The following is a 17,079-nucleotide window of genomic DNA, read 5'->3' on the forward strand; positions in this document are numbered from 1 at the left end:
ACTGTTCCGTCCAGTTATCCTTTTCTTTTCATCACAGAGATGAAAAATCCATCACACGGATGAACGCCCGGATAGAGCTGGATGTATCCCTCTTTCAGGCTGTCTTCCTGAAAATCAATCCCCAGACGACCACTGATATCAACCGGCTCAAATGGATATTCGTTTAAAAACCATGCCCGGTTTTCATCATTTTCCAGACGGTTGACCGTGCAGGTGCTGTAAACCAGCACTCCACCCGGCTTCACGTACTGCCAGACCACCGACAGCATCTGCCGCTGCAATGCAGCCAGGTCCCGGATTCCGTCCATTGAAGCGTTGTATTTGATATCCGGCTTGCGTCCGATAATGCCAAGTCCTGAACACGGCAGATCGGCAATGACCACATCCGCTTTCTGCTCCATCGAAGCATCGAATTCACACGCATTCCAGGCGCAGGCAGAGACGTTTGTACAGCCGCTGCGGGCAATATTCTCCTTGATCAAAGATACCTTGTAATCACTCACATCCCGGATCTCAACCTGTCCAGTTCCGTGCAGCAGATCCGCCGCATGAAGCCCTTTTCCACCCGGTGCCCCACAGACATCGAGTACAAAATCACCCTCTTTAATACCCGCCGCATCACCAGCCAGCGACGAACTCAGATCCTGAATCCGGATTAGTCCTTCGCGGAACGCATCCAGACTCTCTGGATAGTCCACTCCCGTCAGACGGTAAACACCGCTTCCCGCCGCTGTCTCCTCTGCCGTCACGCCCTGGGCGGACAGGGAGGCAAGAATCTCTTCTTTCCCTGCACGGCTCTCGGCAAACCGCACCATAAACGGACGTTTCTCCAGACCAGCCTGTGCCATCCTGTGCGTCGTCTCTGCCCCATAGTTTTCCTTCCAGAGAGATAAAATCCAGTCCGGCATTGAATACCGCACTGAATCATCCGGGAAGGTCAGTTTGCCTTTTCCACGCGTCACAGAACGCAGCACACCATTTACAAAGCCGGAAAGTCCGGAAAATCCGCGTTTTTTCGCAAGGCGCACCGCCTCATTGCACGCCGCCGAATCCGGTACACGGTCCATATAATAAATCTGGTACACGCTCATCCGCAGAAGTGTGCGGATAAACGGTTTCATCTTATGAACTTTTGTTTTGGAATATGCGTTGATAATATAATCAATCTGGATTTTATACTCCACCGTCCCGTCCACAATCCGTTTTAAAAACGAGCGGTCTGATTTCTCCAGATACTGATATTTAGAAAGAGCCTGAAAAAGGGCCAGATGTGTATACTGTCCCTTTTCCAGAATCTCAGTCAAAATTTCTGCCGCTATTTCACGCAGCGCAGTTCCATCAGTCATCGCGTCGTCCTCCAAATAATATAATCAGACGCAGAAGCTGTAAAATCGAACCAGCCGCCGCTGCCACATACGTCAGTGCCGCCGCACCAAGCACCTGTTTGGTATATCCAACTTCTTCCCCGCGAAGAATCCCTGTTGAATCAAGCAGACGTACCGCACGCGCGGATGCATTGAACTCAACCGGAAGCGTCACCAGCTGGAACAGCACCGACAAGGAAAATAAAAGAATTCCAAGTGAAACGATCGGAGATCCCATGCCGCCGACCAGAACACCAATCAGGATCATAGGCCAGGAAAGCTGTGCGCCGATGTTGACCACCGGCACCATTGAACCGCGCAGGCGCAGCGGAACATACTCAGATGCATCCTGCATCGCATGTCCGCACTCATGCGCCGCAACACCGATCGCTGCGACCGAAGTAGAACCATATACACTCTCAGATAAATTCACGGTCTTGGTCCGCGGATCATAGTGGTCGGTCAGGCTGCCTGCCACCTGGCGGATCTGGACATCATAAATGCCCTGTGAATTTAAAAGCTGTCTCGCCGCCTCGGCTCCCGTCATGCCGGTCATGCTCCGGACTCTTGAAAACCGCGCGTAGGTACTTTTTACCTTCGCAGATGCCCCTAATGACAGAAATACACCAATTAATACCAGAATCATCGTCGGATCAAACATACTGTAATATCCATATCCGTACATATCACTCCAACTCCTTTCAAACGCCCGGCTGCCTGTAGCAGTTCAGTCCCTGCTGAAGCATTATTTTATCCGAGCTTTACTCCCGCTTCCACCGAATACCCGCGTAAAAATGCCGCCGTATCCATCCTCTTCTTGCCTTCCAGCTGAAGTTCCCGGATCGTGAGAAGCCCTTTGCCGGTCTGGACAGAGAATGCATCTTTACCGACGCGCACCACCTGTCCGAATGTCTCCGGTGACGGCATTCCCGCCGCATCTTCCTCGACATCTGCCGACCAGATTTTCAGGGTTTTTCCTTCAAATTTTGTATAAGCGCTCGGCCATGGATTTAAGCCGCGGATCAGGCGCTCAATCGCTGCCGCATCCATCGACCAGTCGATCTGCCCCATCGATTTATCGAGCATTGTCACATGAGTCGCCTCTGCCTCATCTTGTTTAACCGGATGCAGGATTCCTGCCTCCGCTTTCTCAAGCGTGGAGAGAATCAGCTTTCCTCCCGCAAGGCTCAAGCGGTCAAACAGGCTGCCGCCTGTCTCTTTCGGATCCAGGCGTACTTCCACGGTATCCAGGATATCTCCGGTGTCCAGACCGACATCCATCTGCATCGTCGTCACACCGCTGACCTCATCGCCATTGATGACCGCCCACTGGATCGGAGCTGCCCCACGGTATTTTGGCAGAAGCGACGCATGGATGTTGATACAGCCGTATTTCGGCAGGTTCAGAATCCGATCCGGCAAAATCTGGCCAAATGCAATCACGACGATCACGTCCGGCTGAATCTTCGTCAATTCCTCAAAAAATGCCTCATCCTTGCGGACGCGCACCGGCTGATACACCGGGATTCCATATTCCAGCGCTTTTTCCTTGACAGGCGGCATTGCCATCGCCTTGCCGCGTCCCTTCGGCTTATCTGGCTGTGTCACCACCGCCGCTACTTCATGCCGGCTCTGATAGAGCGCTTCCAGTGTCGGAACCGCAAAATCCGGTGTTCCCATAAATACGATCTTCATATCTGCCTGTCACCCCACTCTTGTTTCTCTCTCATTCTGCCAATGTGCTTTATTCTTCCTCTGCCGCTACATCCTCTAACGGACCTTCTACCAACTCCACATACAGATGTCCGTGCAGATGATCGCACTCATGGCAGATCGCACGTGCCAGGAAATCATCTGCTTCCAGGACAAACTCTTCCATTTTTTCGTTCAGCGCGCGTACCTTTACATGGCTCGGACGGGTTACCAGACCAGCCTTGCCCGGAACGCTTAAGCAGCCTTCCTGACCAGTCTGGCTGCCGGACATTTCCTCGATGACCGGATTGATCAGGACATACTGGTTGCCGTCCTCCACGTCGATTACTACGATCTGTTTGCGGATACCGACCTGCGGTGCTGCCAGACCTACGCCGCCGGCTGAATACATCGTGTCAAACATATCCTCTATCAGTTCAAGTGTGTGATCGGTTACCTCCGTCACTGCCTTACACTCTTTTTTCAGTACCTCATCGCCAATAGTTCTAATTGACCGGATTGCCATTTTATACACTCTTCCTCTCTATGATATATCGTATTGAATCTGGACCGCCTGCCATTTTGTATCTGCGGCAGCCAGGGTTTCAATCTGACCCCTGATTTGATCCAGTATAGCACATTTTTCACACTTTATATATAAAATTTTTCTGTAGATGTCATTAACTTTGTATACCGGTGCCGGAACCGGACCGATACACTCGGCACTTTCGCGCAGCCGCCGCGCCGCCATTTCCGCACATTCATCCAGCACCGCCTCATCGCCGCAGGCAAAATAAACCGCAGCCATCTGGCAGACCGGGGGATAATGAAGCAGCCTCCGGTAATTGATCTCATGGCTGTAAAACAGCTCATAATTCTGCGCCGCTGCCGCCTGCACGGCATAGTGTTCCGGCCGGTACGTCTGGATGACCACATCGCCGGGCTTCCCGGCGCGTCCCGCTCTGCCAGCCGCCTGCGTCAGAAGCTGGAACGTCCGCTCCGCGCTGCGGTAATCCGGCGTATTTAAGGAAAGATCCGCCGCCAGGATTCCGACCAGCGTCACTCCCGGAAAATCATGCCCTTTTACAATCATCTGCGTGCCGATCAGGATATCTGCCTCACGATTTGCAAATGCCTCCAGAATCGCTTCATGTCCGCCTTTTTTTGCCGTTGTATCCGCATCCATCCGCAGGATCCTCGCATCCGGAAACCGAATTTTCGTAAATTCTTCCATCTTCTGCGTTCCGGCCCCAAACCCGGCAATATACGGTGATCCGCAGGACGGACACTGCTTCATCAGTGGAATCGTATAGCCGCAGTAATGACAGACCAGACGGTTCTTCCCGTGTAGTGTCAGGGAAACATCACAATGCGGACAGGTCACCGCCTTTCCGCAGGAACGACAGGAAACAAAATTGGAATAGCCGCGCCGGTTCATAAAAAGCATCGTCTGCTCGCCACGTGCGAGTCTCTCTGTCAACATTGCATCCAATGACCGGCTGAACACCGATTTATTGCCTGCCTGCATCTCCGCACGCATATCAGCGATCTGTACCTTCGGCAGGATACTTCCCGCCACCGCCCGGTGATGCAGAGTCAGAAGCACATATTCGCCATTCTGCGCCCGCAGATACGATTCCAGGGAAGGAGTCGCTGAGCCCAAGACCAGCGAAGCCCCGGAAAGCCGGGCGCGCTCCGCCGCTACTTCCCTTGCATGATAGCGCGGCATCGTCTCGCTCTTATAGGCGCCCTCATGTTCCTCGTCGATCAGAATCAGTCCCAGATTGGAAAATGGGGCAAACAGCGCCGACCGCGGTCCGATCATCACGGAAACCTCGCCCCGCGCCGCCCGTTCCCACTGATCATAGCGTTCTCCCGCAGAGAGACGGGAATTCAGAATCGCGATCTGATCGCCAAATCGCCGGTAAAACCGCATCACCGTCTGATATGTCAGCGAAATTTCCGGGATCAGCAGAATCACCTGCTTTCCATCCCGCAGGACACGCGCCATCAGCTCCATGTAGACTTCGGTCTTTCCACTTCCCGTAACGCCGTGAATCAGATACGTTTCACGTTTCCCCGTCTCATAATCCTCACAGAAACGGTCAACCGCCGCCTGCTGCTCTTCATTGAGATGCACGGTCTGTCCGGCTGGACGCGGCAGTTTTGCATGGTTTAACCCGCGTTCCTCACGGGAAACTTTCACTGAAAGCTGTCCCTGTTCCTCCATCGGGCGGATCGTCGCCAGGGTCAGGTCAAGCTCCCGTCGGGCAAATTCCATCGGAATATCCAGATTGTCCCGGAATGCCTCAAGGAGCCGCACCCGCGCCTTATAATGCCGCTTCTGTGCCGCCAGGATTGCCGCTTCCAGCTCTTCCTGGTTTAAAAGACAATGCAGCGTCTTTTTCTCGCGGGGTTTTATCTTTTCCTTGACGGGAAGTACGGTTTTGAGCGTCTGGTTCATCGTCGCGCCATAACGTTCCCGCATCCACCACGCCAGACGGATAAGCTGGGATTGCACCGACATACTGCCCGGTGCGATCCCAGCTATCTCCTTGATGCGGGATGGGTCATATTCCGCCGTATTTCCCATTCCCACCACATATCCAGTCCGAAGTGAATTACCCTTTCCAAACGGTACCGTCACGCACGTTCCCGCCGTAATCTCCTCCGCCAGCTGCGTCGGAATCCGGTACTGAAACGGGCGATCCACCTTCTCATGGGATATATCTATAATAATATCCGCGTATTGATACGCCATGATTCCTTCTCTTTCTATTTCTAATTCAAGTCGAACGTCCGTGAGACTTGGCGCGTGATTCTGGTCAGCGAAGCTGACATATTCTTTACAGAATCACTATGCATCCTCGCGGAGCGTTTATCTCAGTCGGAGAATGGACTCCCACTGAGACAAATTTGCTATTACTCATCACCTGAAGAGGTGGGAGTCTTCTCGACTGAGATAAACCTCGCTGCCGTCTCCCCCAGCTTCATACTGTTGGAACCCTTGAACAGGACTGCATCTCCCTCACCGATCTGTGCATCCAGCCAGTCAAGCATATCTTCTTTTTCATCCTCTTCAAACGAAACGACATGCAGATCCGGTTTGACTTTCTTTGCTCCCTCGGCGATCGCCTGCGCCAGTTCGCCATATACAACCAGGATATCGACCGGTTTTTCCGCCAGAAACGCACCAACTTCACGGTGGAACTGAATCGTATTCTCTCCCAGTTCCTTCATATCTGCCAGAACCGCAATTCTGCGTCCTGCCGGCAGGGAAGAAAGCACACCTATCGCCGCTTTCATCGAATCCGGGCTTGCATTGTAGGTATCGTCCACGATCGTATAACCATTTTTATGATAAATCTGCTGACGGTTCTTGAACCCGCCAAATTCAAGCAGCTTTTCCGCTGCATCGGCAAGCGGCACACCGTAGGCATCCGCAACCGCCAGGGCAGCCAGCGCATTCATGACATTGTGCTCGCCCATAACAGTCAGCTTCACCGGGACGCGCACCTCGCCGTGTACCATCGTAAAGGACGGAAATCCATCCGGATATGAAAGATCCTCGGCGCGGTAGTCATTATCTGCTCCAAGTCCATAACGGACGGTATGGCAGCCTGCTTTTGCATGCACGGTGGAAAGCATATCATTATCTCCATTTACAAACAGGATTCCGCCTGCCTTCATACCGTCCTGGATATGCAGCTTTTCTTTTAAGATATTCTCGCGGGAGCCCAGATTCTCAATATGCGTCACACCGATATTCGTCATGACTGCCGAATCCACCGCCGCAATCTCCGCGATCACCGCCATCTCGCCCGGCTCACTCATTCCCAGTTCCAGCACGCCGATCTCATCATTCTCAGAAATCTCCGAGATCGTGAGTGGCACACCGATCTGGCTGTTGTGGTTTGCCGGTGTCTTGAATGTCTTATATTTCGCTGAAAGCGCCGCCGCCACCATTTCGCGCGTCGTCGTCTTTCCCACGCTGCCGGTGATACCAACTAACGGGATAGAAAGACGTGCCCGCAGGCAGCGCCCGATCGTCTGCAATGCCAGTTTCGTATCTTTCACCTGGATCAGCGCGCCGTGAAAGCCCTCCGGTGCCGCCTCATGCTCCGAAGTCAGTGCGGCTGCCGCCCCATTGTCCATCGCCTGAACCAGGAAACGATGCGCGTCTGATTTCTCCCCGATCAGCGGAACAAACAGATCCGCCCCGCGCATACTCCGGGAATCAATGCTGATGTGTTTTAACTCTGTATCTGCATCTCCGCAGAGCAGTGTTCCCGACACTGCTTCCACGATATGTCTGACTGTAATATGGTCCATATTTTGCCTCCAAATTGATTACATATGCAGCTTCTTCACCGTCTCCTGCACTACTTCCCGGTCAAGGAAATGATAGCGCACGCCCTCGATCTCCTGATAATCCTCATGCCCTTTTCCGATGATCGCGATGATATCGCCATCTTCCGCATGGGACAAGCTGTACTCAATCGCTTCGCGGCGATCCGGGATTTCAACGTATTTGCCATCGGTTTTTGCAAGTCCGACCTTGATATCTGCCAGAATATCTTCCACTTTCTCAAAGCGGGAATTATCCGCCGTGATGATCGACAGATCTGCCAGCTTTCCGCCAATCTCTCCCATCGAGTACCGGCGATCGCGCGCCCGGTTGCCGCCGCATCCGAAGACGCAGACGAGACGCTTCGGCTTGTAGTCGCGCAGCGTCAGAAGAAGACTTTCCATGCTGACCGCATTGTGGGCGTAGTCAACGATCACGGTGCACTTTGCTGATTTATATACAATCTCCATCCGTCCATCGACCTGGATATGTTCCAGCGCATGGCAGACTTTCTCCTTCGGCAGGTCAAAGAAGCTGCACACGCCCGCTGCCGCCAGCGCATTGTCCACGTTAAATTTGCCCGGAATGCCGACACGCAGATCGCTCTCATATCGTCCATGCGTCTGAAATTCGACGCCCACGAAATCATGTTCGCGTACATAGTGAATGTCATCCGCTGTAAAATCAGCCGCCTGTTCCAATGAAAAGGTCAGGATCTCTGCTGTCGCCCCTTCTACGATCGCATCAAAGTGCGGATCATCGCGGTTGACGAGCGCTGTCCGGCAGTTTTTCAAAAGCTGCTTTTTGTAGTAAAGATATTCTTCAAAACTTGCATGTTCATTCGGGCCAATATGATCATTGGAAATATTCAGGAAAATTCCATAATCAAAGAAAAGTCCGTCTACCCGGTGCATCAGGTAGCTTTGGGAAGAAACCTCCATCACGATGTAACGGCAGCCCGCTTCCACCATTTTTGCAAAATATTCTTGCAAAATGTAGGATTCCGGCGTCGTATTTTTGGTCGGATAATGATTCTCACCGATCACAGCGCCGTTCGTTCCGATGAGACCCGTCTTCTGTCCGGCTGCCTCCAGAATCGCCTTGATCATATAAGTGGTAGTCGTCTTTCCCTTCGTGCCGGTCACACCGATCGCCGTCATCTTCCGCGCCGGATAATCAAAACGTGCCGCCGAAAGAAGCGATAGCGCGTTCCGTCCATTCTCCACTTGAATGACCGTCACGTTCTCAGGCGCCTCAACCGGATGCTCGACCACCAGAACCGGCGCGCCCTTTTCAACCACATCCGGGATAAAGGTATGCGAATCAACGTTTGCCCCGCGCATACACACAAACACCGTCCCCGGCGCCGCCTTTCTTGAATCGTAGACCACCTCGTCAACCTCCGTCTCCAGGCTGCCCTGCAATAATGTATACGGCAATTCTTTCAGCCAGCTTTTAAGCTTCATAGGATACCTCCTGATTTTGATATTTTATAATGATTCCGCTTTTTAATATCCTTCTTCCATCATGTTTTCAAACTGCTCCATGCTCATCAGCACCTTACGCGGCTTCGTGCCTTCTTCCTCACCGACCACGCCTGCATCTGCAAGCTGATCCATGATACGCGCGGCACGGTTGAAGCCAATCTTAAACATACGCTGCAGCATGCCGATGGATGCTTTGTCTTTCTCAATAATAAATTTACCTGCCTGTGCAAAATAGGCATCGCGCTCACCGCCGCCAAAGCCCGCATCCATCGCCGTCGAACGGATCTTGGACTCAACCTCGGCGCTGTACTCTGCGGTCAGCCCCTCCTGTTTCAAAAATCCGACCACATCCGAAACCTCATTGTCGGACACAAACGCGCCCTGTACACGCTGCGGTTTCTGATAGCCCGACGGATAGAACAGCATATCGCCCTTTCCGAGCAGTTTCTCCGCGCCGTTCATATCAATAATGGTACGGGAATCCACTCCGGAAGAGACGGAAAAAGCAATTCTCGACGGAATATTTGCCTTGATCACACCGGTGATGACATTGACCGATGGTCGCTGCGTCGCAATCACCAGATGAATGCCCGCTGCACGCGCCAGCTGGGCCAGACGACAGATCGAATCTTCTACTTCGCCCGGCGCTACCATCATCAGATCGGCAAGCTCATCCACGATAATGATGATCTGCGGCAGTTTCTCCGGTTTCTTCGGATCGTCGATATCCGCGATCGACTCAACCTTGGCATTGAAACCCTTAAGATCGCGCACGCCGTATTTTGCAAACTTCTGGTAACGGTCGGTCATCTCTGCCACCGCCCAGTTGAGGGCGCCGGACGCCTTTTTCGGGTCGGTCACAACCGGAATCAGAAGATGCGGAATACCGTTGTATACACTTAACTCAACCACCTTGGGGTCGATCATGATGAGCTTGACCTCGCTCGGCTTCGCTTTATAAATCACACTCATGATCAGCGTATTGATGCAGACTGATTTACCCGATCCGGTCGCACCCGCGATCAGAAGATGCGGCATCTTCGCAATGTCGCTGACAACCGTCTGACCTGCGATATCTTTTCCGACCGCGAATGCCAGCCGGGACGGATATTTCTTAAATGCCTCTGACTCCAGCAGATCGCGCAGCAGAACCACATGGTTCTCCTTGTTCGGAACCTCGATACCGACCGCCGCCTTGCCAGGAATCGGTGCCTCGATACGGATGTCCGCCGCTGCCAGATTTAACTTGATATCATCCGCCAGCGCTACAATCTTGCTGACCTTAACACCCTGCTCCGGGTGAAGTTCATAGCGGGTAACCGTCGGTCCACAGCTGATGTTTGTAACCGTCACGCCCACGCCGAAGTTCTGGAGCGTCTGCTGCAGCTTGATCGCTGTCTCCCGGTACTCCTGATCCGAGAAATCGGTCTGTCCCGTGCCGCGTTTTAAAAGCGTCAATGGCGGGAATATGTATTCTTTCTGGATCTTCTTTTCTTCCTCTTCCTTGCGCTCGATCTGCTCTGGAACCGTCAGTTCCTCAACTGGAAGTGCTTTTCGTTCTTCCCGTTTCTGCTCCAGTTTTTTCTGTATCGCCTCTGTATCTGTCTCGATCACCTTTCCGGATGCGGTCACGACCGTTTTGGAATCCTCCGGGACAAAGAAACTGCCCTTTGTCTCGCCCCGCTCTGATTCCAGCGTCTTATAATAGCCATCGATTGGTTCGGAATCCGTTTCCCCAGATATAGGTTCGTTCCATTCATCCTCATTCCCCATCGAAACGGTTTCCCACTCGTTTTCCGATGGCTCAAAGACATCCTGATGCCCTAAATCTGTATGAACCTCCTCTGCGGTCAAACCGGACGCCGCCTCCGCAGCCGTTTTCTCCCGTGTCTCTACCGGATAATAGCCTGGACCTTTCCGGCTCTCGCTGCCGGCAAACTCTTCCATCGTCCGGGTATCACGGCGTACATACAGGCGTTTCAGAAGCTGGTCGCTCGCACTGTCCTCTGTCTCTGCAGGCTCCTCTGCAAATTCTGTCTCTCTTACCGCCCGCGCCGTCTCGCGCTCCGCTTCTTCCTGAAGCTGGGATTCTGAACCAGCGTATGCATATGGATCCTGCTCCGATTCCACTGGTTCTTCTTCGCACTCCACCGGATCTTCTTCATACTCCACCGGTTCCGGTTCTACCGCTCCGCCGCCGTGAAATATCTGACCGCGAAATACATCTGCCGGATTCTTCTTCTCTACTCCCTGTCCGGAATCCTGTGCCAGATTTTTTCCCTCTGCCGGAACATCGGTCCAATCATCATAAGCCACGGCCTCATCCTGCAAGTTTTCCTGCCTTTCATGCATCTCACGGAATTCCTCCGGTGCATCCTCCGGTCCCAGCACGGTTCCCTCCGGGACTCCTTCCGAGAAATTCCGCATCACTGGCAGCTCGGTCAGCTTGGCGCCCTCGAGATCAACGCCACGGACCCGCTGCTCCTCCCGCAGACGGCGTTTTTCTTCCTTTTTCTCCTCATGTATCTCACGGCGGCGGCTCATATCTTCTTTCGCATACTCATATGCCCTTCCGCTGCCCTGTTTAACGAAGTTTACCAGGGAACGCTCCGTAATGCACACAGCACCGAGTGCCAAAAGCACCAGCAGAATCAGAACTGCTCCGATCGTTCCCACTGTTCCGCACAACAGCAGCATCAGAATGCCACCGATAAAGCCGCCTCCACCTGCCTGCGCGTAATAATCGCCCAGATTCCAGTCCAGATGCTGACCGCCTCCCATGAGAAGCTGGGAAAGTCCGCAAAATGCCAGAAGCACCTCGCCAACCGCCACCAACTTGGCTACGGCTTTCTGGTTGCCTCGGTTTGAAAGATAAAAACAAGTTCCCATAAATAAAAGGAATGGCACCAGATACCCCATCACGCCGAATACGCCAAGCAGAGTCGATCGCAGAAAACTTCCGACAAAGCCGCAAAGCCCGAAATTGCTCAAAAACAAAAGTACCGATATTGCAAATGATACAATAATCGCCACTTCCGTTCCCATAAATGCCCCTGTACCACTTTTCTCCACCGGCTCCGGCGCCTGGCTGGCGCGGCTTCGGCTTCCTGTTCCTTTCGCGGTGCCTTTTCCAGACGAAGCTTTCTTCTTCCCCCTACTCTTTTTCTCGTTCAGCGTCTTCTCCGCTTTCTTCGCCGCAGGGGACTTTCTGGATCGCCCGGCTTTTTTCTCTGTCCCAGCTGTCTCCCCGGCACGCTCTGTACTCTGTCTTTTCCTGCTTGTATCTGCCACCTGTCTCATGCCTCCAACATTTCCCATGTATCTGCGGTTCCTCCTGTTTCACAAAATACAGCCTCCCGCAGACTGCTTTTCTCATTTTACATTCTTATTATCTCATTCAGTATACCCAAATTCAGGGAAAAAAGCAACGCTTTCCTAAAATTTTCGCACGTATGTTCTACTTTCTTTTCAGATTTTCACTAAAATCCGTCTTCGTCATCCGGTCGTGTGCATCTATTTCTTGTTTCTTCCCATCGATCGCCCGGTTCAGCCATGCAAGCGCTTCCCGGATCCCGCCGCATTCATCGATCAGTCCCTCCTGGACCGCCTCCCCGCCAACCAGGACCGTTCCCAGATCTTTTGTCATCATCTCCGTATTGAGCATCAGGCTCCGGAGGCGCTCATAGGAGATCTGACTGTGTCCGGACACAAAGCTTAAAATACGATCCTGAATCATTTCAAAATAATCATACGTCTGCACGGCACCGATCACCATCCCCGTCATCCGTACCGGATGTACCATCATCGTCCCGGTCGGGACAATAAAAGAGTGATCGACCGCCACTGCGAGCGGCACACCGATCGAATGGCTGTCCCCGATGACCAGTGAAACGGTCGGTTTGCTGAGCGAAGCAATCATCTCCGCCAGTGCCAGTCCACAGCTTACATCGCCGCCCACCGTGTTAATCAGGACTAAAACTCCCTCCGTCTCACCGCTCTCCTCGATCTCCGCCAGCTTAGGCAGAATATGCTCATATTTCGTCGTTTTCGTATTGCCGGACAAATTTTCATGTCCCTCTATCTCTCCGATGATCGAGATTAATTCAATGTGATTGCCATTCTTTCCCGTAATATCCGTCTGTCCATTTTCACGCTTCTGAATCGGATCCTCCTGCGCCTGTTCCCGACTTTCTCCCACCTTATCTGCCTGCTTGTCCCACGCTTCATTTTCCCATTCCCTGTTTTCACGATTTGCCCGAATCATATTTTCCTCTTTTCTGCGCTCTTTCCATCTTACACGCGGATTCAATGTTTTTTCTCAACTGCCTAATTCATTCTTAGTATTCTGTCTTCCTATTATCTTTATTCACTGAAACCGCTTTTTATACAAACAAGGATGTGCCTTGGCACATTCGGGCGTCTCGCGCGGTCACTTGCGACATGTTTCTGCTTCGCGCGAGTGCGCATCCCCGCGATGCGTTTTTTATTTCATAGGACACAATTTCCTATGAAACAGAAAAAGAGAGCTGGGAAAAGCTGCCTTTTCTCCCTGCTCTCTTTCAAATATTTTTTATTGACTTTCCATGGAATTAATCGCCCAGTACATTGACGATCTTCGCCGGGGTACGGTAATTCCAGGTGGAAATCTTGATACCATCCCTTGCATTCGATGCATGGCACACGCGCCCGCCGCCGATATAGAGTGCTACATGGTTGATCGTTCCACCGCTGTTTGTGTAGAAGATCAGATCACCCGGACGCATCTGGGAAGAACTGATACTTCTTCCTGCTCCCGCCTGGGAACCCGAATGATGCGGCAGGCCGACGCCGAAGTGTGCCATAACCGACATCGTAAATCCAGAACAATCCGTACCATTTGTCAAGCTGGTACCGCCCCATACATACGGATTCCCAAGGAACTGAGTCGCGTAGTTTGCGATCTGCGCACGCTTGGAGGAGCCGCTTGAAGATGCTTTCTGGCTGCCAGAACCACCTTTACTGCTGCTCTTGCTTCCAGAGCCTCCCTTGCTGCTCGCCGCCTTGGTCTCAGCCTCCGGTGTCTCCTCAACCGGTGTAAACTCGATCGCCTCATTTAACGCATACCGGACATCGACAAATTCAGTCGCTACATAGGCACTCGTCTCATCCAGTGCAATCTGCACCCAGCCATCCTGCTGGCTCATAACCGAATACCGCTCGCTGTTGGAAATCTGCGTCCAGATCGGCGCGTCCGTGTTCGGCTCCGTACGGGCATTCAGACGGTCAGTTGATACGATCGCCATCAGCTGTGCAACCTGCAGTGCCTCCTGCTTCGCCGCATCTCCAGTCAGAATAAATTCGGATTTAACATAGCCAGTAACCGGACCGGACTTGATCTTATACCAGCCGCCATCCTCGGTCGTTTCCAGAATCTCACCACCGGACTTGCTCGTCATCTTACCGATGATCTTCGCATCCTCCTTCGGCTCCACGCGGATATTTAAGTAGTTATTGACATTGGAAATACCCAGATTGTCATACATATTGAGAACCATCGTCCGCAGATCCAGCTTACGCGCTTCATTTAACGCATAGCGCACATCCACATAATCCGCTGAAATATAGCCCCCGCTGATCTGAATCCAGCCGTCCTGCTCGCTGACAATGGAATAACGCTCATTTTTCAGCGCCTGTTCCAGCACCTGCGCGTCCTCACTCGGCTCACTCCGGATATTCAGCTTGTCAGTCGTGATGACCGCCATCTTCTTGACCAGCTCAAATGCCTCTGTTTTTGCCGCCTCGCCGGTCTGTACAAATTCTGAACTGATGTAGCCCTCCAGACCGCCGGAAGATATCTGATACCAGCCTTCCTGGGAATCGTCCAGAATCTCGCACGCACTGCCGCCCATCAGTTTGCCAATGACATCGGAGGTTGTACTGGCGCTCTCACGCATATTAAGATAACCAGATACATCCACAATACCCAGATTCTGGTAGGACTCGACTACATTTTTCTTTTCTTCGTCCTCTTTTGCCTGTTCCTCATCCTCCGGCAGCGTCTCTCCGATCACGGTTTCCTGCACCTCTGCCTCGGATGCCGATGCCACCCGGGCGTTTCCAGAACCTCCGAACGTGCCGCCCTGTGCCAGCTTCACGATGATAACCAGAGCCAGCACCACAATGACAGCACAGCCTCCGATCATGAACCAGTGCATCGGATCTTTGCCATTTCGTCTCTGACGTACTTTCTGCAGGCGTTCTTTATAATCTTCTGTCTTTTGCTCTTCCATCTTATCCTCTCCCTATCAGTCTCCCAGCATATTGACAATCCGGTACGGATTCCGGTAATTCCAGGTAGAAATCTTGATGCCGCTTCTCCGGCTCGCCGCATGGACGATCTGACCATTGCCAATGTACATCGCCACATGGTTGACCGTTCCCTTGCGATTCGTATAGAAAATCAGATCGCCCGGACGCATCTTCGAAGAATCAATCTTCGTACCCGTCCGCGCCTGTTCCCGGGACACCCGCGGCAGGGACACGCCCGCCACATGGCTGTATACATACTTTGTAAAACCAGAACAGTCCACACCCGAATGCGGGTCATTACCGCCCCAGACATAACGGTTTCCGACAAACTGAAGCGCATAGTTGACAATCTGGGTCCGCAAGGATTCCTTTTCTTTTAATGGGGTAAATGGGATCGCCTCCGGCAATGCATAACGCACATCTACGAAATCAGTCGCCACATACGCACTCGTCGTATCGAGCGCAATCTCGACCCAGCCATCCTGCTGGCTTATAACATCGTAACGCTCATTGTTAGAGATCTGCGTCCAGATCGGCGCATCCGTGCTCGGCTCCGTGCGGGCATTCAGGCGGTCGGTTGAAACGATCGCCATCAGTTCTGCAACCTCCATCGCCTCCTGCTTCGCCGCATCTCCTGTCAGGATATACTCCGCCTTCACATATCCAGTGACGGGACCCGACTGGATCTTATACCAGCCGCCGTCCTCGCTCGTCTCCAGAATCTCTCCGGCAGACTTGCTCGTCATCTTACCGATGATATTGCCATCCTCACTTGGCTGATCGCGCACATTCAAGTAATTATCCACACTGGAAATACCCAGATTTTTGTATAAATTCAGCACCATCGCACGCATATCCAGCTTCCGCGCCTCATTGAGTGCGTATTTGATCTCCGCATAATCCGTGGAAATGTAACCGCTCGAAATCTGAATCCAGCCATTCTCCGGCTCACCCTCGACCACATAGCGCTCATTTTTCAATGCCTGACCGACAACCTCAGACTCCGTGTTCGGCTCTTTTCGGATGTTCAGGGAATCTGCCGTGATGAGCGCCCGCTTTTCAACCAGTTCCAACGCTTTTTTCTTCGCCTCATCCCCGGTCAGGACAAACTCTGAGCTGATATAACCAGAAATACCGCCAGATTCGACCTGATACCAGCCTTCGGTTGAATCATCCACGATCTCACACGCACTGTCGCCCATCAGCTTGCCGATGATGTTGCCGTCCGTGCTCGCCGTCTCACGCATATTCAGATAACCGGACACCTGCACGATACCCAGATTTTTATAGGAAGCTACCACTGCTTCTTTCTCTTTGATCTCCTCCGCTCTGGACTCTTCGGATGCCTCGTCCTTCGAAAGCTCTGATGCTGTCGCCGCCCCATTCTTTGCAGTTCCGGCTCCCGCCTGACGGCTGAGCAGGGACTTGCCTGCAAATGCTGCAACTGCAAGAGCAATCACCACCCCTGCTGCTATCACTCCGAAGCGCAGATTCTGACTCTTATCTTCGCCCTGGCGCCTGCGCGAATGTCCCGCGGATTCCCGGACCGGATTTGGTGTCTGATCCTGAGCTGGCTCTGATTCCTGACTCTGAACTGCTTCCGGCTCTTGAATCCGCTCCGCCGCTGGCACCTGTTCTGACTCCTGCGTTTCTTTTTTGTTTTCTTCTTCTAACATATGGATCGCTCCTGATTTTTCTTGAAATTATGACTTAATATCTTAAACGTAATTTTTATTTTATCATATTCGTAGGGAATTGCCAAGGAAGGATGTGGAGGAAAAAATGAATTTTCTATAAATGAATTATTACAGAAGTGTTAAGTTGTAGATAAACGGTTAAGTCGTGAAAGGTGGAATTAGTTGGAAATATGGGAGAGGAGAATGCACGACTATAAGTGAGA

The 17,079-nt window shown here is 52.3% G+C and carries 11 protein-coding genes; all 11 read right to left on the reverse strand.

Annotated elements, in window-relative coordinates:
* Positions 1–14: 14 nt before the first annotated feature.
* Positions 15–1,346: a 16S rRNA (cytosine(967)-C(5))-methyltransferase RsmB gene (rsmB, locus tag DXB70_RS06205; RefSeq protein WP_118672888.1), complete on the reverse strand. Its 1,332-nt coding sequence runs from the start codon at positions 1,344–1,346 to the stop codon at positions 15–17.
* A complete protein-coding gene (locus DXB70_RS06210) occupies positions 1,339–2,049 on the reverse strand; it encodes a zinc metallopeptidase (protein ID WP_118468657.1) in 711 nt (236 codons plus the stop codon). The genes rsmB and DXB70_RS06210 overlap by 8 nt, the downstream gene beginning before the upstream one ends.
* A 65-nt stretch (positions 2,050–2,114) precedes the next feature.
* Positions 2,115–3,059 carry a methionyl-tRNA formyltransferase gene (gene fmt / locus DXB70_RS06215; RefSeq protein ID WP_118672889.1) on the reverse strand — a complete coding sequence of 315 codons (945 nt, stop codon included), beginning with the start codon at positions 3,057–3,059 and terminating at the stop codon, positions 2,115–2,117.
* Positions 3,060–3,108: 49 nt separating this feature from the next.
* Positions 3,109–3,582 (reverse strand): peptide deformylase, encoded by a 474-nt coding sequence (gene def, locus DXB70_RS06220; protein ID WP_022358693.1) that lies wholly within the window; start codon positions 3,580–3,582, stop codon positions 3,109–3,111.
* 18 nt (positions 3,583–3,600) lie between these two features.
* On the reverse strand, positions 3,601–5,817 hold the full coding sequence (priA, locus tag DXB70_RS06225) for a primosomal protein N' (protein ID WP_118672890.1): 2,217 nt from the start codon (positions 5,815–5,817) through the stop codon (positions 3,601–3,603).
* A gap of 161 nt (positions 5,818–5,978) precedes the next feature.
* Positions 5,979–7,388, reverse strand: coding sequence for a UDP-N-acetylmuramoyl-tripeptide--D-alanyl-D-alanine ligase (gene murF, locus DXB70_RS06230; protein WP_118650900.1), 1,410 nt, complete (start codon positions 7,386–7,388; stop codon positions 5,979–5,981).
* Positions 7,389–7,406: 18 nt separating this feature from the next.
* Positions 7,407–8,870, reverse strand: coding sequence for a UDP-N-acetylmuramoyl-L-alanyl-D-glutamate--2,6-diaminopimelate ligase (locus tag DXB70_RS06235; protein WP_118472678.1), 1,464 nt, complete (start codon positions 8,868–8,870; stop codon positions 7,407–7,409).
* Between the two features lie 42 nt (positions 8,871–8,912).
* Positions 8,913–12,209 (reverse strand): DNA translocase FtsK, encoded by a 3,297-nt coding sequence (locus DXB70_RS06240; RefSeq protein WP_243099913.1) that lies wholly within the window; start codon positions 12,207–12,209, stop codon positions 8,913–8,915.
* Between the two features lie 139 nt (positions 12,210–12,348).
* Positions 12,349–13,155, reverse strand: coding sequence for an ATP-dependent Clp protease proteolytic subunit (locus tag DXB70_RS06245; protein ID WP_118468813.1), 807 nt, complete (start codon positions 13,153–13,155; stop codon positions 12,349–12,351).
* A gap of 325 nt (positions 13,156–13,480) precedes the next feature.
* The gene (locus tag DXB70_RS06250) at positions 13,481–15,160 is read right to left on the reverse strand and encodes an SH3 domain-containing protein (RefSeq protein ID WP_118672891.1); all 1,680 of its coding nucleotides are present in this window, start codon (positions 15,158–15,160) and stop codon (positions 13,481–13,483) included.
* 15 nt (positions 15,161–15,175) lie between these two features.
* On the reverse strand, positions 15,176–16,855 hold the full coding sequence (locus DXB70_RS06255; RefSeq protein WP_022358700.1) for a C40 family peptidase: 1,680 nt from the start codon (positions 16,853–16,855) through the stop codon (positions 15,176–15,178).
* Positions 16,856–17,079: the final 224 nt, after the last annotated feature.

The organism is Clostridium sp. OM05-5BH (genome assembly GCF_003481505.1).
In the GTDB taxonomy this organism is placed as follows: Bacteria; Bacillota; Clostridia; order Lachnospirales; family Lachnospiraceae; genus Otoolea; species Otoolea fessa.